Source organism: Ureibacillus manganicus DSM 26584, from assembly GCF_000772945.1.
GTDB lineage: Bacteria > Bacillota > Bacilli > Bacillales_A > Planococcaceae > Ureibacillus > Ureibacillus manganicus.
The window spans coordinates 190,031-210,853 of record NZ_JPVN01000003.1 but is presented as its reverse complement, the minus strand read 5'-3'; the positions used below and the strand labels follow the sequence as shown (position 1 = coordinate 210,853).

The window sequence follows — 20,823 nt, the reverse complement described above, 5'->3', positions numbered from 1 at the left end:
GAGTGGCGGGTATGGTAGCCTCGGTGGACTAACCAGCTCTTGATAAGGCTGGGTTCTGGCTGGTATAGCCATGCCCGCATAGGCTCCATGTCAAGTTGAAATAATTAACCAGATCTGCTCTAAAATCAAAGTTGTACATCCATATACAAGCAAAGTTGAACATTTTTATTTTCACATTTACAATATAACAGAATACGTCTTCTATAGAAGATATTCTCATATTAATCTCTTTTAAATTCTGTAGTAATGGTAATATTAAATTGAAACTATAAATTGTGCCACTAGGCCTACCATCTAATTTTATCAAAATAAATCATCAAGATAGATAATTATTATCACTATTAAATATATAATTCAATCAGAAAACAAAACAAATAGAAAAGATAAATAAGTCGATATGGTATTATTAAACCAAATCATTAGAGCCTGTAAAATTAAATTAAATAAACTATTTCTATAAAATTAAATATAGTAAATCAATAATTTAAGAGGGATAATATGAAAAAAAAATTTTTTTCTAATAAAAATTTATCTGTTAATCTTTTCTTTCAAGCAATCTTTTGGTCAATAATAATTTTTATATCCGCAGGTTTGTTTTTAAAACCATTTAATACAATTAAATTCATTCAAGAATCGAATGAATTTAACCAGTTTAACCATAATGAAGTAATACTTCCGTTTATAAGCGATTTTATAGGTTTAATTTTACTGTTATTTATTGGTGCAATATATTATCACTTTTCCTCAAATTCATTGGAAGATTTCAAGACAATTTTACATAATGATTTAAAGAAGTCGTATAGTGAACTTAAATATTTTTTAAAGAAATACTCTATTATAACTTTAATTAATTTAATATTTTTATTTTTCAATAATCTAGTAATAGTTTTAGTAATATTAAACATTATATTAATCTTATTAACAATTAGATTTAGCTTATTATCTAATAAGGGTTATTATTATTTAATTTCTGGTAGCCTTTCTTACTTATTTTTAATCGAATACTCAATTTATTATATATTTATATATTTATTTATTTTGATAACCTTCAATGTTTGGATTTATAAAGACTTTAAAAAGAATAATAAAATTTTGTATTTTGTAATATTTTCAATTTCTTTTTTGATCAGTTTTTTCATTTTTGTCTCCAAATATCATTTATCTGTAAATACTTTAGCTATTATTAACTTACTTTTACTAACAATCATTTTAACTTTGCAATTAACGCTCTTCATCTTGCTATTTTCGTATCTTTTAAAAATCTCATTTAAATATTTAAGAAAACTTCCTATTGCTGAATATACTGCAGCTAGTTTTGCAAAACAAAATAGAACAAATAAAGCAATTTTACATTTCTTAACGGAAAATTGTAAATCATTCGAAGATATTCCATCTAAAAAAATTGATGATATATTAAATTCGAGTAACTTTGAATTAGATAAGAAAAGATCATTTTCAGAGTTTTTAATGAAAATTAATTTACCTTCTGATAAGACTAGTAAAATAATGCAATTTTACAGTGTCACACCCTTACCATATGAACAGATAAAAATAAGTAAAACTGAAAACGTAAGATTTAGAAATAATAATAATTTGTTAATCTCTCTTGGAATATTATCAATTTTATTCATTTTATTTATAATCTCTAACTCTTTATTCGATGTTAATTTTACAAAATTGTTCTTAACAATATCATTTATATTCATTTTTATACGTTTACTTTTACGTTCAATAGAAATTTGTTTTGCATTTTATAACGATATAAAACCTTCTATAAGTATTAAAAGAACAAATTTATTGGGTTCTGAGAGAATAACCTTAGCTTTAAAAAGCATTTTTGAGGTAATTATATTATCAACTACACTTTATCTTATTGGCGAGTTGTTAATTCGAAGTTCAGATGATATTCATCTCAATTTCTATGAATTTACAAGTCTTTCAATAGATTCGTTTTTCAAAGCTACTGCAATTGCACTTTTCAATATTTCCTACGAATATTCAGTAGAAAATTTGTTCTTTAGTATCAGAAGTCTAATTGAAATTACTCATTTATTGCAAATTATTACTAGTGTTACACTTATATCTATATCAATTGCAAATTACATCAATTTACCAAAACAATATATTGACTATGAACTAATTGTTGCAGATGATAAATTTTCCTTAGTTAAAAAAATCCGTAGCTCAAATAATTATTCTCCTAAAGTTAAAAAAGAAATTACAAATGGATTCACAATGGACGAATTATTAACTAATATTAAGAACTTATGGGAAAATGATAAATTAAATTATTTGGAATTAGAAGAAATACATGAATATTTAAACATTGTATATTTCAAACTATAAAATTTGTCCTATCGATTCACTAAATTATTTCGTTATTATACTCAATACATTCTTATTAAAGATAATGTAACGATTGCAAGTATAAACATATATGTATGATAACTTTACAAACAAGTCCTAGCAAGCGATAAAAGTTCCTTCATTACAGGGGCAAAATACCTGATGGCGGCATGGGTGCTTAGTAATAGTTTCTAGTAACTAAAATAAGCGCGTCCGAGAAGTCGATGAAGATTGACATTTCAGCACGCGCTTTTCATTTTTTCAGTACTAAGTTCGATTCAGGTGCATCTTCCACCACTACATTAAACTCTCCAGCACATTCAATCCTTCGCGAAGTCTATGTATCTCTTGTTCTTTATCTTTAAATTGTGCAAGAACCGTTTCGTATTCGTCTGTAATGGTTTTTAATAATTGTTCTGTAAAGGTAGTATCAATGATTGCCATTTTCTCTTTGAATGATTTCATTTCTTGAACGAACTGGTTTGATATTTCATCAAATAAATCGCTAATATAGGAAGCTAGTTTGTTGCGCATTTCGGTTTTGGAGCTTGCATCGCGAACTTCTCCGGAAAAGCTATTTGCCATCTTTGTTAAGTAGCCGCTAATATCAATTTTCACTACAGGTATTTCAATAGCTTGAATCGTTTTTTCAGTCAGCAATTTAAAATAGGCAGGTTCATAATATTCCGAGCTTGTGTCAAAATTTTCTACAACTGTTGTTAGTAATCTACGTTTTAATTGATGGAAATCGACTGCGTCTAAAAAGGCTTGCTCGACTGTAGAAACAGCATCATGACCGAAGTTACGTAAATTTTCAAGTGCGTCAGAGACATCTAAATAATAGTAACGTGTTTCCACCGTATAATATTCTGTGCTGCTTGATCCCCAAGTCCAAGGCTTATACCATTTCGAAGTTGATACCGTATAAGAACGTGTTTCTGTTTCAACGCCCGTACGTTCATTAAGACTCGCATAGTCCTTGCTCGCTTGACGTAAAGACATTGTCCCTTCTGTCTTACAAGCCTCAAGCTTTGCAAACAAATCTGTAAAAATACTTGTTGTTGCAGCTTGGATCTGTTGAATTTGTGTTTTAATTGCATTCTTTTGCTTCTCAAGGGATTCTTGATCGTTTTCGATTAGCATCGTTAAACGTCTTTTTTGAAGTGTAGCAATATTAGAAATTTCAGTTGCAAGTTGTTGCTGGGCTAAAGGTAAAAATGCCTTCGCTTTTTCAAGTAACGTCTGTTCCTTTTGTTCAATAACTTCATGAAATACTTGCTGTACTTCTGCAATATTACCAATATACTGAAGCATTTCTTCATCCAAGTCATCGTGCTCATTTAAATTGTTATAAACAATTTGCTCGTCCTTTGAATAATTGCTCTCTGTTTTCAAACTCATGTTATGTGCCATCGATGACACAAAGATTGGTGTAGCACATTCCTTCAAGACATTTAGTAGTGTTTGAGAGGCGTTTCTCTTTTCCATCATTTCTATATAAGAGTTGATATTTTTCATCGCTACCCGACGCAAACTTTTTTTCGTATCTGCATCCGCTTCTTCCAACGAGTCAAAATCATAAATCGTATCTTGTAAACCTTCATCGTAGCGACTGGCGATAAGCACTAATCGTTTTACACCTTTTTGCGGCAACTGTGAAGTTAATAAATCCATATCCGTTTGGTCGAGGAAGTTGCTTGCACGACTTAAGAAAAAGACAACATCACACACTTCCATAAACTGTTTCGTTTTATCCGTACGTGAAGCAATCGGGTCATTTAACCCGGGAGTATCGACAATTGAAATTTCTTTTATGTGTGGATTATTGATTTTTAACGTTACGTATTTTACAAGGGCCGTTAACTTCCCATTTTCGCCAACATATTCGTTTAACTCACGCATTAAATCTGTTTCTGTTGAAAATGTTACGGTTTCTTTCCCTTTGTTCAAATACGTTTCTACATCTATGTAATGTGACTGAGCTAGTTGTAAAATGTCACGAGCAACTCGATATTCTTCTAACTCGGATTGCACTTTCGCACGTTCTTCAATTTGCTGCCATTCTTCTGGCGAATAATATACGATTTCAATACTATTTTCGTCTGCATACTCAATCTTCGTCAAAGTCGCTGTTTTCGGTGTTGAGGCACGTGGCAATACATCTTGTCCATTAAAAATCATCGTATTTAAAAACGATGACTTGCCTGCCTTTACCTGTCCAATAATCCCGATATTTAACTTTCGATCTTCACGATAGAAATCATGAATTTTATGCTGAAAACTCTCCTTTAACTGGCGGATTGCAGAAGTATCTTCCTTTGACAAAAATGAGATTTGATCTACAACTTGTTCCAGTTTCTGAATATGCTGCTGAAACTTTTCTTGCTCTGCTGCGGTTTTTTCAAAGAATTGCATGATATGTGGCACCTCTATTTTTGGTAAATTAGATTAGTTAATTGATAGAATTCATTATAAAAGCCCATAAAATTAGAATGTATTTTACAATCTGTTATTTTATTATTACTTTCAGTAATTTTCTTTACTTCTTTTACTTTAAAAAATGCAGCTTCTTTCTGGAAAAACTGTCTTCCATCACCAAAAATATTATTTTGGTTTGAATATACATCAACGTACTCAAATTCCGTGTTTTGAACGGTCAATTCATTTACATCTTGAATATCAAATAGGTAATCAGTATATATTTTTTTATAATTTAATCCTAAGTTTGAAACCTTCACAGTATTGCTGTTTTTTATATTAATGAACTCAATAACTTCACATTGATTAAATCGTAAATTGCTTAAAGATACTGATTCCACTTTTTCAATTGTTAAATTTAATCTTTCGCTTTTAATGTCACAATGATCTAGTGTTAATTCTTTAAGATCTGATAGGGTGATAGCCTCAGGTATTACTAAGCAAACATTTTTTAGCAACAATCTATCTGTATGTAAATCTAGAAGGTTTACTTCTGTTTCACCATCACCCTCGATGTATACTCTAGGCGCAAAATAAGAATCGATTACCATTAAATAATGTCCACAGCTTGATTGGAATGTATTATCTTGTAGGAAAATAGTTTTTAATTGATGATGATCTACTTTTAATAAGCCGCTTACTACTTTACAAGCTTTTAAAAAATGCTGTTCTGATATATCAAGGCTTGCTATTAATTCCGTCACATAATTTACTGTTTCCTGTTCTTGTTTAATGCCTAATAACATTAACAAGTCTATTAGAAACACATCAGTTAAATCGTTTTCTTTCATTACTTGATAAAATTGTTGCATGTCATGAAGTGTGATCATCTTACTTTTTTGAATAAACTTAGTAAAATCTTCTGGTAATTTAAATGCATAATGAATTTGAGCAACTAATCGATATCTTTCTTCCATTTCACTTTCTACATAATTCATCACTGTTAGTAGCGTTTGTAAATAAATTGATTTGACATAGTCGTCTTGATTTTCAGCTAGATGGTATTCAAATGGAAATTGCTGTGCTTCTAATAAAATTCTCTCTATATCTATCTCATTTTTTGGGACAACTGGTTCTTCCACTTGAGAGGCCAGTTGTTCTAATTGAAGAGCTAATTGTTGGATTTGTTGTTGTAAGGTTGTCATTCGTTACCTCCTAGTAAAATGGAGAATTATTTCCGATAAATGTATTATATTGTAGACTATTTGATCGATAATTCTTTTTATCGGTTAATTGCTCTTTAAAACGTTCCAATAATGCAGGATTTTGTTGATGTTCGCTATAATTATTAAAACGGAATAATTGTTTTTGAGTATGAGCGGAATAACAACGACAATCTATAAATTTGTTATCAATTGCTATGAAATTACAAACTCTTCCGAAAAAAATGGCTCCCGAAGCAAAATAGCTAGAACTTGTACTAGTTGTTTTTGTATAGCATTCATTAAATTCATTATCGATTAAGTATAATTCAATGTCGATATTCCACGGATCCGACCAAATAATTCCACCTTCTGCCGATCCATTACCATTATACAAATACCCACAATGTTCAAATTTACAAGAAATGATATACAATGCCTTTATTCTACTAACACGAATACAACGCTCATGCATATGGTAAAAATAACAGCGTTCAAATGTTACGTTGAAATTAGTTTTTATATGAACATTATAATTTCCAGTAAACTCACAATTAATGAAATATACATCATGGGTTTCTTCAATATAAAATTGTTCTTCCAATTTAAACTTTGAATTATAAACATATACTGTATTCGTCTTTCCTTGTTCTTTTAATACTTTTTGCAAACTTTCAAGGGTAACGTTAAACAGACGAATAATATTTCTTTCACTATCATCTTTTGGAAGGTAGTATAATAACTCATAAACTGCTACTACTTTTTCATTATAAAGTGATATGGCTTTTTCAGGTGGTGTACTTAAAATTACCTTTGCACCTTGTACAAGTACCTCAAATTCTCCCTCATCTACACCTAACACATCTACAACTTCAACTAAAAATTCCAATTGTTTTTCTGCTACTTTTTGTCGGCAGTAAATCATTACAAGTGCATCAACAATGAAGTTCCTTGCAAGTGTAGTGTCAGCAAACTGGTCGTAAAATTCTTTCGCAAATTCTACGTCCGCTGTTTTTGCTTGTTTTATTAATGTATGTACCGGCACATTAAGCTCTATGCCCGTGATGATTCGTTCTAAGAAAACAATTTGTTCACGCATCGGTTCGTTTTCATACTGCAAAATAAGTGTGAGCATTGTACAGTATAAGTTTTTTGTATACTCATCGGATTCCTTCAGTGGATGCGTTTGAAATGGAACGCGTGTTGCTATATCATCTTCGTAAAAAGCACGGATCCTTTCGACAGTTGTTGTTACCATTAGTTACTCTCCTCTAGTAAATGTATTGCTTTATCTTTCATACTTTGTTTGTTGTCTTTATAAAACCGCTTGTCTGTTTGCTGTAGTGATTTCACTTTATCTATCAATTTTGCTTTACGATCAAAATAACTATGAAACTTTACTTCTTCTGGTGATATATCTAACTGTTCCTCCAACACCTTCTGCAATACTTGCTTATAGCGCCCTTGTCCTTTTTGGTTGAAGAAGACTGGTTTTACGTTTGTGAATGTGGAGCGTAGGATGCTTTCCACATCGTATTTTGGTTTTAATTGGTGTTGTTCTTTGTACTCTTTAATGATTTTCATCGCATCTTGAATTTTATCTTGGAGTAGATCTATTTCTTCTGGCTCTGGTATTTGAATTCCGAAATAATCGGCCACACGTTTTAGTTCACTAAAGAAATCATCTTGAAGTTTTTTAAGCTTTTGCCCAGTATCTTTTAATACTTGTAGACGATTTTTAATTTCAGCAACAAGTGAAGTTAAATAATCTTGAATATCATCTGTTGCAAGTGTTAGCGCTTTATTTAAGCGATTTAATCGACGATTTTCTTCAGTAATCTGCTCATCATAATACTCTCTACAGCCAACAAATAACTTTTTAAAATGATAGGCGAACGATTCTTCGTAAACCGCTTCATTCCATGAGTTTAATTGATTGATAATCTTCTCTTTATCGTATTCCTGCTTTTTACTACGAGAGAAGGCAAGAACATCTATGTAACGGATTCCCTTTAAATCTAGTAGTTTTTTAATTTTGTCGATAATTTCAGCTAGATCCTCATCTGTCTTTTTATCTGCCTTATTGACGATAAAACAAATCGGAATTTCAGCATACAACGTTTTAATGAAGGCGATATCCTGCTCTGTGATTGTTCCTCCATCTGCAGGGACAAACCATAATATATAATCTGCCGTGTTCAATTGAGAGCGAGCGATTTTTTCATCCGTTTTGGCTGAATAAGATGTCATATCTGATTTCGAATACCCCGGTGTATCTAAGAATGCAATATTTTGAAATGTTTGCTCAGGAATCTGTAAAAATAGATTTTTTAAAATGTGTCCAAGTGTAATTTCATCTTCAAGGATAGTCTCATCATCGTCTTCAATTCGACCAAAGCCATGTGCAATAGCTTTCAAATCATCTACTTGTAAATCCATCTTCGCATCAAATACATTAATTCCTTGTACAGCTGTTTTTTCATGATGAACAATATAAGTCGGAACAGATGTTGAAGGGTCAATTTTAGCTGGTAAAATCTTAGTGCCAAGTAAAGTATTTAGAAACGTTGATTTCCCGCTACTAAATCCACCACCAAGAGCTACAACATGTTTTCCAATCAATGGCTCGTACAAAATAAAATCACGCAGTTTTTCAAACTCCGCCTTAAAATCAAAGTACAACTCAGGAAAGTTTGGTGGTGCAAGCTGCTCGATTTTTTCAGGCAGTTCTTCCTGAATCATTTTTTCGAGTTTTGTTAGGTCTACTGAAAGTGTCGTATCTGTATTTGCACGTGTAATATTTTTTAACAGCTGAAAATCACTAGCTAATTGACTGTCATACGGAGCCAACAGTGTCATACAGAAGCCCCCTTACTCGTTGTAAATCAGCATTTAGTTGTTTTTTAAGATCCTCTTGTTGCGATTGCTCATTTTCTTTTTGTTTTCTTACATCTTGCAATGCTTTTTGCAATAAATCTCGTTGCTTTCCTACTTCTTCTTGAATCGCTTCGTGAATAGTAGTTGTATATTGCTGTAGTTCTCGCCCGACAAGCCCGCCAGCTTCTTGTACTACAAACGGAATAATTTCACCTGTCACTTTACGTTCTGCCTCAGCCTTCAATTCGTCCTCACGTTTCTTTTTGAAGAACAACTCTGCTAATAATGTCCCTATTCCAAGTAGTAATCCCCCAATTGGTCCCGTCAGTGCAACCCCAATTGCACCTAGTATAAGTGGCAATGCTTTAATAGCTAATTCTTTCATTAAGTGATCTGTTTGAATTTTAAAATCATCAAGTTGAATTGATGTATCAATTGGGATATCCAGTTGAATTGCATGAGTCAGTTTTTGAATATGTTGCTGCAATTTCGGCTCAAATTCTTCCTTAATACCCGCTGTAACAGCAGTACGAAGAATAATATTGAGCTTGGATTGAATATCTCCACCGCGCATTAATTGGGTTTGCAATGCTTCTTTATTGTTATGAAGTTCTTGTTCAATTTTCATTTGGATTGCTGAGATAGCGCCATCTAATTGCTTTTCAAATCGCTCTTGTTCACGTTCAATTTTCACTTGGACATGTTCTATATCTTTTAAAAGCTTTGCTTCTTTTTCATCTAGTTCAGATACAGACAGCTCTGTTCCCTTGAGCATTTCAGTAATATACTGTTCGATTGTTTTCGCATGTTGCTGTTGCAATGCAGTAAACTTCTTGTGGAATATTTCTCGACTGTTTGCTTCAATATCAGCTAAAATTTCTTGTAGCCCATCAGTATTTTTGTTTTTCTTTGACCAAATAGCTACCACTTTTTTTGGTGCCACGCCTAAAAGTTTTTCGATACTTGTGCGAATCGATTGGATATTTGTCGCAAGGACATCTTCAGAAACCTTATCTGCTTTTGTAATACATACATATACCGGTACTTCAAACAATTTCAGTTCCTTTAAAAAATCTGCAATACTTTCTTTCACCACTGGTTCATCAGCTGCGAAAGTTAATATATATGCTAAACTCTTTGGCAAGTATTGGTCGATCGCAGTGTTATGTGCTTTTATACCTGAGTCAAAACCCGGCATATCTACTAACTGAATAGTTGGTAGTTTTGCTAACTCATTGTTCAATAATTGAATCTGAATAAAATCAGTATCATGGATTGAGTATTCTTGATTCAATAAATCTTCCAAAGTTATGAGTTGTTGTTGATTGTCTTTTACTATTTTTACGATTGGTTCACCATACGTTATTTCTGCAGGTACTGCCGTTTCAGCAGTAATATTTGTTCGCAATAATCTTTGATCCAAAAAAGCATTAATCATGGATGATTTCCCTGTACTAAATCCACCAATGATTGGCGTTGTTACTTTGAAATCATTCATATGCTGTATATCTTTTTGTACATCTTGTGTAGATAAATTATATTTGCCAAACAGTTTCTCTATTTCTATAAAGTTTTGTTGTAATGTCATTTACTATTCTCCCTTACTATGTATTTTACAAATTATTACTAGTATCTCCCCATCCACTCTGAACAGGAATTCCATGCCTTTTTTACAAAGTGATTTTTGTAGCATGTTTGTGCTTCTTCAGGGTCGTGCTCAAAGAAATTTGGCGAATTTTTGCGTGGTTTCACAGTCAAGCCACCAACCTGCCCATTCCAATGGCGACACATCGCACAGATTTTTGCTTTTGGGTTAGTTAGTCTTAATGTCATATGTATACACCCTTTTCAGTACTTATAGGTAGATTTTTAGTATGATTAACCTAAGACTAGAATTCTACTTTCTACTTTATTTTACCAAATTACGAGGGTATTTTCTGATAATTTATAAGAATATTAATTTTTATAAATCTATTTATTCATTATTCAGAGATAATAATTCGAAAATAAAAAAGAGTATTGATCCTCCATTTGCGGACCAATACCCTAATTCAAAATCGTCTATCAATAATTTAAGAAATACATATAAAATGTCAACATCATAGTAATCAAAATCCCAACTCCGAGAATTGAAAAACCTATCCATTTAAAGTTGTCTATTTTTTGGAATCGTAGATAATCTTTATAACTTATTTCTCCTTTTGCAAATTTTAAACCGATGTCATCGGGATTAATAGTAAAGGAGTTATTATTATCATCTTTTAAAATTATTTTTGTAATTAGATCGTTATTATTAAATTGGATTGGTTCGAATTGAGGTTCCCAACAGTATCCCTCTTGAAATTCAACTCTCGCGACTTTGAACAATGAACTTTTCCTTATTTCCTCATAAATTCGGTAGGACTGATTTTCGATAAAATCGTTATTAATACACAAGTTCTCACCCTACATTTCTAATTTGTATTGATAGTATGCACTTTAACTATTCTATGCTGTTTTTAGAATCTTTCTAGCCTTATAGATGGTCATATTATTTGTTAGAAGTTTTGTCCAATGTGATGATGTGAATCATTTGATACTGGGTTGAATTGTTTTTCTGCATACGAAACCCATCCAATAAAATAAAAAGAAATCAAAATTGTGAGAACGAGAGGCTTTACAAACCAAGACTTTTTTTTTGTTTCCTTACATTTCGTCCTCTTAGAAAGTATCGCAAATAAGTATATCGTTGAAATGGAAAGAAACATAAAAATTCTAACTAAAGGTACAATTTGATCTTGGCTTTTGATCATCTCACCTAACATTGCTCCCATCATACCACCCATGATTCCAGCCATTACACCGTCTAAGACTGCTAGAATACCAAAATTACTTCCACACACTAGTCCTACAAATATGCCAATAAATATCGATAATAATGTAGAAAGATATAGATCCCCTTTATAGGTAAAACCAAAAAGGACCCCAACTGTTAAACTTACATTCATACTAAAATACATCGAAATCATCATCCCTTCCATGGGAGACAAATTTCGTTTAGCCATTCTTGATTGTATGAGCACAATTATTGTTAATACCAAAAGTGATCCTAAAATAAATAGTTGGTAATAACCCATCCAACTCTCCTTTTTATGTAGGTTTATAATTATCTATTAAAGTATACTGTATACCCTTAGGTGGTATGTGTATCTAAAGTTCTTCTTTATAAATAATTTAAAAAGTTTGAGAAACAATGGGTCCTGTCAAGTGGTATGGTGCAAACGCTCCGATCAACCCCAAGAGGATCGCTACTATTAAAGCTGAATGCTCATATGAATTTACGAAAATTTTAATTGGTTCAGTAATGGCTATACTAATATCTGATAATATACTATACATTCATCACACACCTAAAATTTACCAATAATTGCTTGTGCAAGAAAAGAACCTATAAAGGTTCTTTTGCTTTTATATCAATTGTATTGTTGTAATGCATGTACCATCATTCTTAAAAGTTGAAAACTCAGACTCTGCCTTTTTTCCATCTTGCTCAATTGTAATGCTGTAAGTTTGATCGCGTGGTAACCACAAATCAATAAATCCATTAACTTGCGTTTGTATTGTTTTATCTAACACAACATTACCGTCAGCATCTTCAATATATACATCGAATTGTTCGTTTACCAATTCACCTTGGCAGCTAGTTAAACTATGTATTTGACATGGATGCGTTTGGTTAATAAACGGTGCAATTGAAACAAAAAACTCATCTTCTGGTAATTCATAAGTTACTTCTTTACCGTCATTTTCTGTCACTACTAATTTTTCAGATGAAATGGAAGCTGATTTCGCAGTGATATTCCGCGCACTGAATTCCTGAACTAATTCCTTAATATCCACTGATTCTTCTATTTTTGGACTACTTCCTTCATTTGTGTTTTCTCCATTACAAGCTACTAAAAATATTGCAGCAAATAAAGTTACCATTAACATTTTTAATTTCATTTCTAAACACCTCGTCTAGTATTTGTTTTAATTCCACTTATAGCCAATTCCCCAAGCTGTTTTTAAAAATTCTTCTGTAGGAAAATTCGCTTTTCTAAGTTTCTCTCTTAAATTCCGTATGTGTGAGTCAACAGTACGAATATCGGTATCTGTTTCGAAATCCCATGCAATTTCTAATAATTCTTCTCTTGTATAGGTTTTCGTTGGTCTTGAGATCAATGCTTTAATAATATTGAACTCTTTTAAAGTCAGTGGTGAGGTTGAATCCTGATAGTTTAAGGAATAGGTTTCACAGTTTAAAGTAAAATCTAAGTAAGTAATCGTAGATTGATCTTTACCATTAGAAGTACGTCTTAATATCGCATTTACTCTAGCCACTAATTCCTTTTCATCAAATGGTTTAGTAATATAATCATCTGCACCGATGTTTAAACCCTTAACCAAATCACTTTTGTCTGATCTCGCCGTTAACATGACAATTGGTACATTTGAAAATTCTCGAATCGCTTTACAAACTTCCCATCCATCCATTTCAGGCATCATAACATCTAAAAGAACAAGATCCACTTTTTCATCCTCAATTATTTCAATTGCATTTCTACCACTAGTTTCTTTAATACACTTCATCCCTAAGGGTGATAAAAATAATTCAATCAAATCTAACATTCGATGTTCGTCGTCAACTAAAAGAATCGTAGTCATTTAATCCAACCTTTATATTGTTACTTTAAATACGCTGCCTTCGCCTAATTTACTTTTCACTTCAATCGTTCCACCATGTGCTTCTACTAGCTCTTGAACAACAGCAAGTCCAATCCCAGAGCCTCCAAATTGCCGCGAGCGTGACTTTTCTACTCTATATAACTTTTCAAAAATCAATTCAATTTCATCTGAGGGAATTCCAATGCCTTTATCTATAACTGAAATAATCGTTTTATTTTCAAATTTCTGGACTTCTAAAGTCACTTCTGAATGTTCATCGGAATATTTGAGAGCATTGTCTAACAGGTTTAAGATGATTTGCTCTAATCGTACTGGGTCTGCATACACTTGGAAATCTTCATTACATTTTAAGTGTAAATTAATTTTTTTCATTTCATATGAGGGTTGAACGAGTTTACATACATTATCAAAAAATGGCCGTACAGAAAAGTGCTCCTTTGAGACAGTGAATGTTGTTTCATCCATTTTCGCTAAATCGAGTAAGTTTTTCACTAATTCTTTCATTCGTTCCGATTCTTCACCAATAATCTTAATGTAATGAACTCGATCATCGTCTGATAAATCTTCTCTCATTGCAATTTTCGAATATCCTATTAAGTAAGTAAGTGGTGTACTTAACTCGTGTGCAATAGATGCAAGGAATTCATTTCGTTCATTTTTTAAGTGTTCTAAATCCTTCGCTAACTTTTGAATAGAACTAGATAGATCACCAAGCTCATCTTTTCCTAAATAGGGTAAGCTTACGTTAAAGTCTCCAGTACTAATTTTTTCGGTAGCTTCTTTCATTCTCACTAATGGTCTCGTAAGTAATTTAGATATTATTGCATATAAAATTAGTAGAACGATAAAACCAGTAGCACCAGTAATAGCAAAATGCATATTTAAATTATGTACCATTTGGTTGATAGAGCTAGTACTTTGAAACATGACGACATAACCAATTAGATAATCATTCACTCGATAGGGATGTGCACTTACAACATAGGACGAATTTCTCCAATCTGAAACAACGATACTGTCATTTGTGTTATTCAAATTCATGATCAAATTATGAAATTCTTCTAAAACACTCCCCGACGTTCTTCTAATAATTTCACCTTTGTTATTAGTAATAATCACTTCTCGATCTTGATTTTTCTCCATCATGACAATATGTTCAATGGTCGAATCTGAATAATTTTCAATGAGTACATCTCTGTGATTAGCCCCGTTAGATAGCAATCTTGAAAATTCTTCCTCTACTCTTGTTTGAATGATATTTTGATGGAGGTAAGTCATTAGAAATATTTCCATTACAAACACAACAATAAAAAAGCAAGCGGCTAATTTTGTGGAGATTTTATTCAACTTAGAGCTCTCCCCTCTCATTTAAATAGTATAAATAATAATTATGAAGAATTTATGCAGATAGTTAAATTATCGACCACCTAAACCAAAATCTATTTAATGCTAATTAGAAAATGTTTCCGGCGAAACTTATCCAAAAATGCTACGGCACCAATGAGATTTTTTAGATTAATTAATATTAATAAAAGCGAATATTCAACTAATAGTCTATGGGAAAACGCACAGTTAAATTTTTTAGTTTTGAATACTATAGACCTAAATCGAAAGGAGGTAATGGGTATGAGTGGCTATCAAGGAAGTAATTTTGACAGAAAAGATGACAACAAGTTCGCTTTAATTGTAGTCCTATTCATCTTGTTAATTATTGTTGGGGCTTCATTTATGAAAGATTACTACTAAACCATTAGAATTTAAAAACCATCATAAAATTTAAGTCTATATGATGGATTCCTTTCTGTTTATTTAAGAGTCCCCTATTTCTTGCCCATTCATAGAGCCTCTTACTGCTTGACAGGTGAATTATTTATTTATAAATAAAAGGAGCTTAGAAAATTATTTATTCTAAGCTTTTTTGTAATTTCAGACACCTAATTGTTAAAATTAAGTGTTTCTCAGAATTTTGCCTTATTGAACCCCTAGGATCCTAAGGGGTTTTTTCTATCGTTTTATTACATGCTTGCATTGTATGTGACTACATACTTTTTTCGACTAGCTAATTAAATTTATTAACAAATCCGCGCTTATACCTTTTGGGTAGAGTAGAACAACATAAATTATTAATTACCAAGGGGGTGAATTTATGTCTGGATATTCTGGTTATGATAATGTAGGCGGTAGTTTCGATCGCAGAGACAACAAAAAAGAATTTGTTTTATTAGTTGTACTATTCATTTTGTTGATTATTGTTGGTGCATCTTTCATGAAAGATCGCTACTAATTAATTTTCTTTAACTTATCTTGATCCACCACCTCAAGATAGCCCATTCTTGTACCTCTTTGCAAAAATATTTGATAAGACACTAGTAAAGCCAAAAACACCTCAACATTTGTATAAACAATGTTTGAGGTGTTTTTTTGTCTAATATCCCAATCACCACTTATATGTTACTAGAATAAATTAAACTGAGAAATATAGTTCTGTACAAAAAAACACCTAACTATTAATTAGATGTTTTCCTATGATGAAAGAATTGTGAAATTCATTAATGACAATATTCTATTATTCATTTATTATATTTAACCCAAGCATCAAACTACGATCACATATTGCTTCCGCATCATTTCGATCATGAGTAACTAAAATACATGTCATGTTGGCTTTATTTAGAATTACCCCAAGTTCTTCGCGTATAGATTCTTTTAAATCAGCATCTAAGTTGCTAAAAGGTTCATCCATTAACAATATGCTGGGCTTAGGTGCAAGTGCTCTTGCTAGCGCAACCCTCTGCTGTTGTCCTCCACTTAATTCGTGTGGATATCGATTCTCAAAGCTCTCTAATTTTACAAGCTCCAACATCTCACCCACACGCTGATTTCTTTCGTTACGAGGCAAACGGGATAAGCCGAAAAGTATATTATTCTTAACTGTCATATGTGGAAAAAGAGCATAGTCTTGAAATACCATCCCCACTCCTCGATTCTCTGGGTGAAGATAAATACGGTCACTTACAACAGTTGTTCCTGCAACCTTTATAGTACCTTTTGATGGCATTTCTAAGCCTGATATTAAGCGAAGCAATGTACTTTTACCACTACCACTACGTCCTAAGATACCTACAACTTCACCTTTTTCTATCGACATTGAGAAATCATTCAAGACTGGTTCTTCTTTTTTGGAATATGAAAACGTAAGTCCTTCAATCTCTAAAATACTCATTACTTCACCTTCTTACCTAACCCTTGAATAATAACTACAGATAAAATACTAATTCCAATAATTAATAGTGAGGAAATGGAAGCCTCATGAATTTGCTCATCGTTTGCATATTGATATGTCTTCGTTGCAAGTGTTTCAAAATTAAAAGGTCTTAATAACAAAGCCAATGGCAACTCCTTACATATTTCAACAAATGTTAAAATAAAGCCACTAAAGAGTGACCCTTTTATTAAAGGGAAATCTACTTTCATAAACGTCTTCGTCATTCCATGCCCTAGTAATTTTGAAGCTTCCGTGTATTTCGTACCAATTTTCTCAAAACCAGCTTCGATTGCATTATATCCGGTTGACATAAAACGAATAAAATATCCTACAATTAACATCACTAAAGATAAGCTGAGGATAAGAGGCGCTTCACCTAGCCCCATACTAGAGTATATAGGTGCAAGCCATTGATCAATTGTAATAAAGATAGCTAGTACACCTATGGCAATAATGGGCCCAGGAATTGAGTAACCCGCAGTAACAATTTTCGAAAGCAAAAATGAAAATTTAGAATGTGACCGATTTACATTGGCTACTATTACAGATAGGCTAATAATTAGAATTGTAGAGATAACAGCAACATAGAACGTTTGATAAATCAATGTAAAGAATGAGGAGTCCCATACTTTATGAAACGTCAACTTCGCCCAAGCAATTAACTGTATAAACGGTATCAAGAAACCTAAAAGGAACACAACCCCACAATATAAAAAGGCAATAATCCCAGCAAATCCATTCAGTTTTATTGGAACAAGCGGTCTAGATTTACTATTTACATGATAACGGCGTCGCTGTCTAATTAATCTTTCTACAAAGAATAAGCCAACAATTGCAACCATGAGCCAAGCCGCAAGTCGCATAGCAGAATTTACATCATACATACCAAACCATGTCTGAAAGATTGCTGTTGAAATAGTATGAATTCCTAACAGACTTGTAACTCCATAATCACCGATGACTTCATAGATTACTAAAATTGTACCGCCCATGATAGCTGGTCTTGCTAGTGGTAGCACTACTTTGAAAAAAATTATAACTGGTTTTTGTCCTAACAATCTAGCATTCTCTATATATGATGAACTTTGGCTATCCAAAAAGGCTCTTGTTATCAAATACACATAAGGGAATAAAAACAGTGTAAAGATAAAAACTGCTCCCTTAATCCCAGTAACCGTTAATAATTCTGGATTCATTTGATAGTTGAATTCATTCCTTAAAGTCGATTGAATGATTCCAGTATAATCGAGCATTGTTCGATACGTATAGGTAGCGATAAAAGTTGGGATTGATAGGGGTAATAATAAACCCCAGCGAAAAAACTTTTTTAGTGGAAAATCATAAGCTGAAACAAGCCAAGCTAAGCTCACACCAAGAATAGCCGTGAAGAACCCTGTAAGTACAACTAGTATAATAGTATTTAATACATAATTCTTTAGCAAGAACTCACGAATATGAAACCAATTTTCATTAGGCTCTTGAAAGATTGTCGTGAAAATAAAAAGGATAGGCAGTAGAATAACTACTGCCCCCACTATACTGATGACCCACCAACTATTAATTTCTTTTTTTAGATTTCGTTTCATCAAATTCACTTTCATTACTTCCAACCTGTTTTATTAAAAATTTCAATCGCTTTCTTATTATGCTCCCCTAAAGTATCAAAATTCAATTCTTGCATTTTAAATTCTCCCCAGCTCTCTAACAATTCTGGTTTTTGAGCATTAGAATTTACAGGGAACTCATAATTATTAGCTGATAAAAATTCCTGTGCTTCTACACTTGTTAAGTACTCAATTAGCTTGATTGCATTATCTTTATTTTTACTATGTTTTGTTAAACCAATTCCACTAATATTGACATGTGTACCTGTTGTTTCTTGGTTCGGGAAAAAGACTCCGATGTTTTCAGCAACTTTTACTTCTTCTGGATCTTCAGAGTTTGCTAGAAGGCCCACATAATATGTGTTCATTATTGCAACATCACCGATACCTGCTGCAATTGCTTTCGCTTGATCGCGGTCCCCTCCATCAGGTTGGCGAGCAAAATTATTAACAATCCCTTCCGACCATTGTTCCGCTTGTTCTTCACCATTTAATTCAATAAAAGAGGCAAGTAAAGATTGATTATATAAACTTGTTGAAGAACGAACTAACAATCTATTTCTCCATTTTTCATTCGTTAAATCTTCATACGTTGATAGTTCTTCAGGAGATACTTTTTCTTTTGAATAAGCAATAATTCGAGCACGTGTTGCCATTCCAATCCAATTGTTATCTACATCACGTAAGTTTTCAGGGACATTTTCATTAATTACATCCGATGTAACTGGTTGTAAGATATCATTTTGTTTTGCATTTGCTAGTACACCACCATCTACTGCAATAAATAAATCTGCTTGTGTACTTTCACCTTCGCGTTTTAATCTTTCGATTAGTTCTTCGGCTTCTCCTTTAACTACATTTACTTTAATTCCTGTTTCTTCTGTAAATTTCTGATAGATTGCATCATCTGCTTCGTAATGTCTTGCAGTGTAAATATTAACTTCTTGATTACCAGCTTTTACATCTGCTTTTCCATCCTCAGTCGCTGATATATTTTGATTTGTAGCGCCACATCCAGCTAAACCGATTGCTAGAGTAGCACTTAATAATATAGGTTTAAATATACTTGATAATTTCATAATAATTATGTACTCCTTTTTTCTAATTGATAATGATTATCATTATCTGTAATGCTATTCTACTGCCAATGAAGTTGAGTGTCAACAATTTTTTTGCATAAAAAAGAGACCTTGAATTGGTCTCTTAGTCATATTAAACTCCATATCTTCGATTCAAATGAAACACAATTGCAATGGATGCTAGCAATACGATAATCAAACTAATCACTTTTGTATCGATTTTCATCATATTAACTTCATTGCTTGATGAATTCGCTAATTCAACAGGATGGTTGATTTCCCCGATACTTATTTTCTCTAACTGATAAGAAGCTATTAACATTCCGTCTTGATTGACAAGGTTTAATGTTCCATCCTTATTAATTTTTCTAACTATATTATCGTTTATAGAGGTTGTAGTAATTAGGGTTTTAGGATTTTTATATTCTTCATCACCAACAGTAAATGTAGTCCCTTTCTCTATGTATGAGTTTGTATAATTCTCAAAACTATAGTCTAAAAGCTTGAGGGTATCATTATAGGTTTGTACTTCATACGTACTATTCAAAGTTATGACGATTAAGCTTAAGTTCTCTTTTTCAGCTGTTGTCGCTAATGTAAATCCTGATTCATTTACGTAACCCGTTTTCCCGCCAGTAACGCTGTCATAGGGAAATTCGCCTTTAAGGATCTTGTGATGTGTAATTAGCGTCGTATCCCAAGCCTCTCCGTGCCATTCAAATTCTTTCGTTCCAAAAATATTTCGGAATGTTTCATTCTTCATAGCATATTGCGTAATTTTTGCTAAATCTTCTGCTGTTGTAGTATGTTCGGCATCAAAAAGACCATGTGGATTTACAAAATGAGTGTCTCTCACACCGACTACTTTTCTTAAATAGTTGTTTATATCGAATGAAAATTGTTCAATGCTACCACTTAAATGTTCCGCAATAGCAACACCTGCGTCATTCCCAGAGTTAATTAATAAACCTTGAATTAACTTCTCTAACGGAACTTTTTCGCCTTCCTCTAAATAGACCCTAGTCCCATCTACATTTCTTGCATCTGCACTAATGGTTACAATATCATTTAATTTTCCCTTTTCAATCGCATAGATTGCCGTTGCGATTTTCGTTAAGCTCGCTGGATACATTACATGATTCGCATTTTTTTCATATAATACTTGTCCACTATTAGATTCTAAAACAATTGCTGCTTCACTAACCAAATCTGGTGGAGATGTTTTTTCTTCGGCTGATGTTTCTAAAGTTATGAATGAGTTAATCCCTAAAAAAGCTATCATAAGTATAATAATTCCCCTCATATTCCCACCCCAATTAATGCCA

The 20,823-nt window shown here is 32.4% G+C and carries 17 protein-coding genes; 3 read left to right on the top strand and 14 right to left on the bottom strand.

Annotated features, from left to right (window positions below; translation table 11 throughout):
• Window positions 1–498: 498 nt before the first annotated feature.
• A complete protein-coding gene (locus tag CD29_RS03685; protein WP_036182955.1) occupies window positions 499–2,346 on the top strand; it encodes a hypothetical protein in 1,848 nt (615 codons plus the stop codon).
• A 297-nt stretch (window positions 2,347–2,643) separates the two neighbouring features.
• Here CD29_RS03685 and CD29_RS03680 read toward each other — a convergent pair whose 3' ends face one another.
• The 10 genes from CD29_RS03680 to CD29_RS03630 form a co-directional block, all read right to left on the bottom strand.
• Window positions 2,644–4,761, bottom strand: a complete 2,118-nt coding sequence (locus CD29_RS03680; RefSeq protein WP_036182952.1) for a dynamin family protein — start codon at window positions 4,759–4,761, stop codon at window positions 2,644–2,646.
• 14 nt (window positions 4,762–4,775) lie between these two features.
• Complete coding sequence (locus CD29_RS03675; RefSeq protein ID WP_036182950.1) at window positions 4,776–5,969, bottom strand: hypothetical protein; 1,194 nt, start codon at window positions 5,967–5,969, stop codon at window positions 4,776–4,778.
• Window positions 5,970–5,979: 10 nt separating this feature from the next.
• Window positions 5,980–7,224, bottom strand: coding sequence for a right-handed parallel beta-helix repeat-containing protein (locus tag CD29_RS03670; protein ID WP_036182948.1), 1,245 nt, complete (start codon window positions 7,222–7,224; stop codon window positions 5,980–5,982).
• On the bottom strand, window positions 7,224–8,825 hold the full coding sequence (locus CD29_RS03665) for a dynamin family protein (protein WP_081976133.1): 1,602 nt from the start codon (window positions 8,823–8,825) through the stop codon (window positions 7,224–7,226). Before CD29_RS03665 ends, CD29_RS03670 begins: the two co-directional genes overlap by 1 nt.
• Entirely contained in the window at window positions 8,803–10,431 is a 1,629-nt protein-coding gene (locus CD29_RS03660) for a dynamin family protein (RefSeq protein ID WP_036182946.1), read from the bottom strand. The genes CD29_RS03665 and CD29_RS03660 overlap by 23 nt, the downstream gene beginning before the upstream one ends.
• Before the next feature lie 38 nt (window positions 10,432–10,469).
• Entirely contained in the window at window positions 10,470–10,676 is a 207-nt protein-coding gene (locus tag CD29_RS03655) for a hypothetical protein (protein ID WP_036182944.1), read from the bottom strand.
• Between the two features lie 704 nt (window positions 10,677–11,380).
• Complete coding sequence (locus CD29_RS03645; protein WP_052123983.1) at window positions 11,381–11,959, bottom strand: hypothetical protein; 579 nt, start codon at window positions 11,957–11,959, stop codon at window positions 11,381–11,383.
• A 331-nt stretch (window positions 11,960–12,290) separates the two neighbouring features.
• The gene (locus CD29_RS03640) at window positions 12,291–12,827 is read right to left on the bottom strand and encodes a CueP family metal-binding protein (protein WP_036182940.1); all 537 of its coding nucleotides are present in this window, start codon (window positions 12,825–12,827) and stop codon (window positions 12,291–12,293) included.
• A gap of 27 nt (window positions 12,828–12,854) precedes the next feature.
• Window positions 12,855–13,529 carry a response regulator transcription factor gene (locus CD29_RS03635; RefSeq protein ID WP_036182938.1) on the bottom strand — a complete coding sequence of 225 codons (675 nt, stop codon included), beginning with the start codon at window positions 13,527–13,529 and terminating at the stop codon, window positions 12,855–12,857.
• A gap of 12 nt (window positions 13,530–13,541) precedes the next feature.
• Window positions 13,542–14,897: a sensor histidine kinase gene (locus CD29_RS03630; protein ID WP_036182936.1), complete on the bottom strand. Its 1,356-nt coding sequence runs from the start codon at window positions 14,895–14,897 to the stop codon at window positions 13,542–13,544.
• Between the two features lie 273 nt (window positions 14,898–15,170).
• Here CD29_RS03630 and CD29_RS20155 point away from each other — a divergent pair, with 273 nt between their 5' ends.
• Both CD29_RS20155 and CD29_RS19900 read left to right on the top strand, forming a co-directional pair.
• Window positions 15,171–15,296 (top strand): YjcZ family sporulation protein, encoded by a 126-nt coding sequence (locus CD29_RS20155; protein WP_169716149.1) that lies wholly within the window; start codon window positions 15,171–15,173, stop codon window positions 15,294–15,296.
• A gap of 400 nt (window positions 15,297–15,696) precedes the next feature.
• Complete coding sequence (locus tag CD29_RS19900) at window positions 15,697–15,834, top strand: YjcZ family sporulation protein (protein WP_081976131.1); 138 nt, start codon at window positions 15,697–15,699, stop codon at window positions 15,832–15,834.
• Between the two features lie 282 nt (window positions 15,835–16,116).
• Here the strand turns inward: CD29_RS19900 and CD29_RS03625 are convergent, their stop codons facing one another.
• The 4 genes from CD29_RS03625 to CD29_RS03610 form a co-directional block, all read right to left on the bottom strand.
• Window positions 16,117–16,773, bottom strand: a complete 657-nt coding sequence (locus tag CD29_RS03625; RefSeq protein WP_036182934.1) for an ABC transporter ATP-binding protein — start codon at window positions 16,771–16,773, stop codon at window positions 16,117–16,119.
• Window positions 16,773–18,416, bottom strand: coding sequence for an ABC transporter permease (locus tag CD29_RS03620; RefSeq protein ID WP_036182932.1), 1,644 nt, complete (start codon window positions 18,414–18,416; stop codon window positions 16,773–16,775). The genes CD29_RS03625 and CD29_RS03620 overlap by 1 nt, the downstream gene beginning before the upstream one ends.
• A complete protein-coding gene (locus CD29_RS03615; RefSeq protein WP_036182930.1) occupies window positions 18,416–19,498 on the bottom strand; it encodes a Fe(3+) ABC transporter substrate-binding protein in 1,083 nt (360 codons plus the stop codon). The genes CD29_RS03620 and CD29_RS03615 overlap by 1 nt, the downstream gene beginning before the upstream one ends.
• A 133-nt stretch (window positions 19,499–19,631) precedes the next feature.
• On the bottom strand, window positions 19,632–20,780 hold the full coding sequence (locus CD29_RS03610; protein WP_235801768.1) for a D-alanyl-D-alanine carboxypeptidase family protein: 1,149 nt from the start codon (window positions 20,778–20,780) through the stop codon (window positions 19,632–19,634).
• Between the last annotated feature and the right edge of the window lie 43 nt (window positions 20,781–20,823).

Excerpts from the sequence above, each read along its gene's own strand:
- CD29_RS03685 (WP_036182955.1), top strand. The coding sequence starts at position 499 with ATGAAAAAAAAATTTTTTTCTAATAAAAATTTATCTGTTAATCTTTTC.
- CD29_RS03680 (WP_036182952.1), bottom strand. The coding sequence starts at position 4,761 with ATGCAATTCTTTGAAAAAACCGCAGCAGAGCAAGAAAAGTTTCAGCAG.
- CD29_RS03675 (WP_036182950.1), bottom strand. The coding sequence starts at position 5,969 with ATGACAACCTTACAACAACAAATCCAACAATTAGCTCTTCAATTAGAA.
- CD29_RS03670 (WP_036182948.1), bottom strand. The coding sequence starts at position 7,224 with ATGGTAACAACAACTGTCGAAAGGATCCGTGCTTTTTACGAAGATGAT.
- CD29_RS03665 (WP_081976133.1), bottom strand. The coding sequence starts at position 8,825 with ATGACACTGTTGGCTCCGTATGACAGTCAATTAGCTAGTGATTTTCAG.
- CD29_RS03660 (WP_036182946.1), bottom strand. The coding sequence starts at position 10,431 with ATGACATTACAACAAAACTTTATAGAAATAGAGAAACTGTTTGGCAAA.
- CD29_RS03655 (WP_036182944.1), bottom strand. The coding sequence starts at position 10,676 with ATGACATTAAGACTAACTAACCCAAAAGCAAAAATCTGTGCGATGTGT.
- CD29_RS03645 (WP_052123983.1), bottom strand. The coding sequence starts at position 11,959 with ATGGGTTATTACCAACTATTTATTTTAGGATCACTTTTGGTATTAACA.
- CD29_RS03640 (WP_036182940.1), bottom strand. The coding sequence starts at position 12,827 with ATGAAATTAAAAATGTTAATGGTAACTTTATTTGCTGCAATATTTTTA.
- CD29_RS03635 (WP_036182938.1), bottom strand. The coding sequence starts at position 13,529 with ATGACTACGATTCTTTTAGTTGACGACGAACATCGAATGTTAGATTTG.
- CD29_RS20155 (WP_169716149.1), top strand. The coding sequence starts at position 15,171 with ATGGGTATGAGTGGCTATCAAGGAAGTAATTTTGACAGAAAAGATGAC.
- CD29_RS19900 (WP_081976131.1), top strand. The coding sequence starts at position 15,697 with ATGTCTGGATATTCTGGTTATGATAATGTAGGCGGTAGTTTCGATCGC.
- CD29_RS03625 (WP_036182934.1), bottom strand. The coding sequence starts at position 16,773 with ATGAGTATTTTAGAGATTGAAGGACTTACGTTTTCATATTCCAAAAAA.
- CD29_RS03620 (WP_036182932.1), bottom strand. The coding sequence starts at position 18,416 with ATGAAAGTGAATTTGATGAAACGAAATCTAAAAAAAGAAATTAATAGT.
- CD29_RS03615 (WP_036182930.1), bottom strand. The coding sequence starts at position 19,498 with ATGAAATTATCAAGTATATTTAAACCTATATTATTAAGTGCTACTCTA.
- CD29_RS03610 (WP_235801768.1), bottom strand. The coding sequence starts at position 20,780 with ATGATAGCTTTTTTAGGGATTAACTCATTCATAACTTTAGAAACATCA.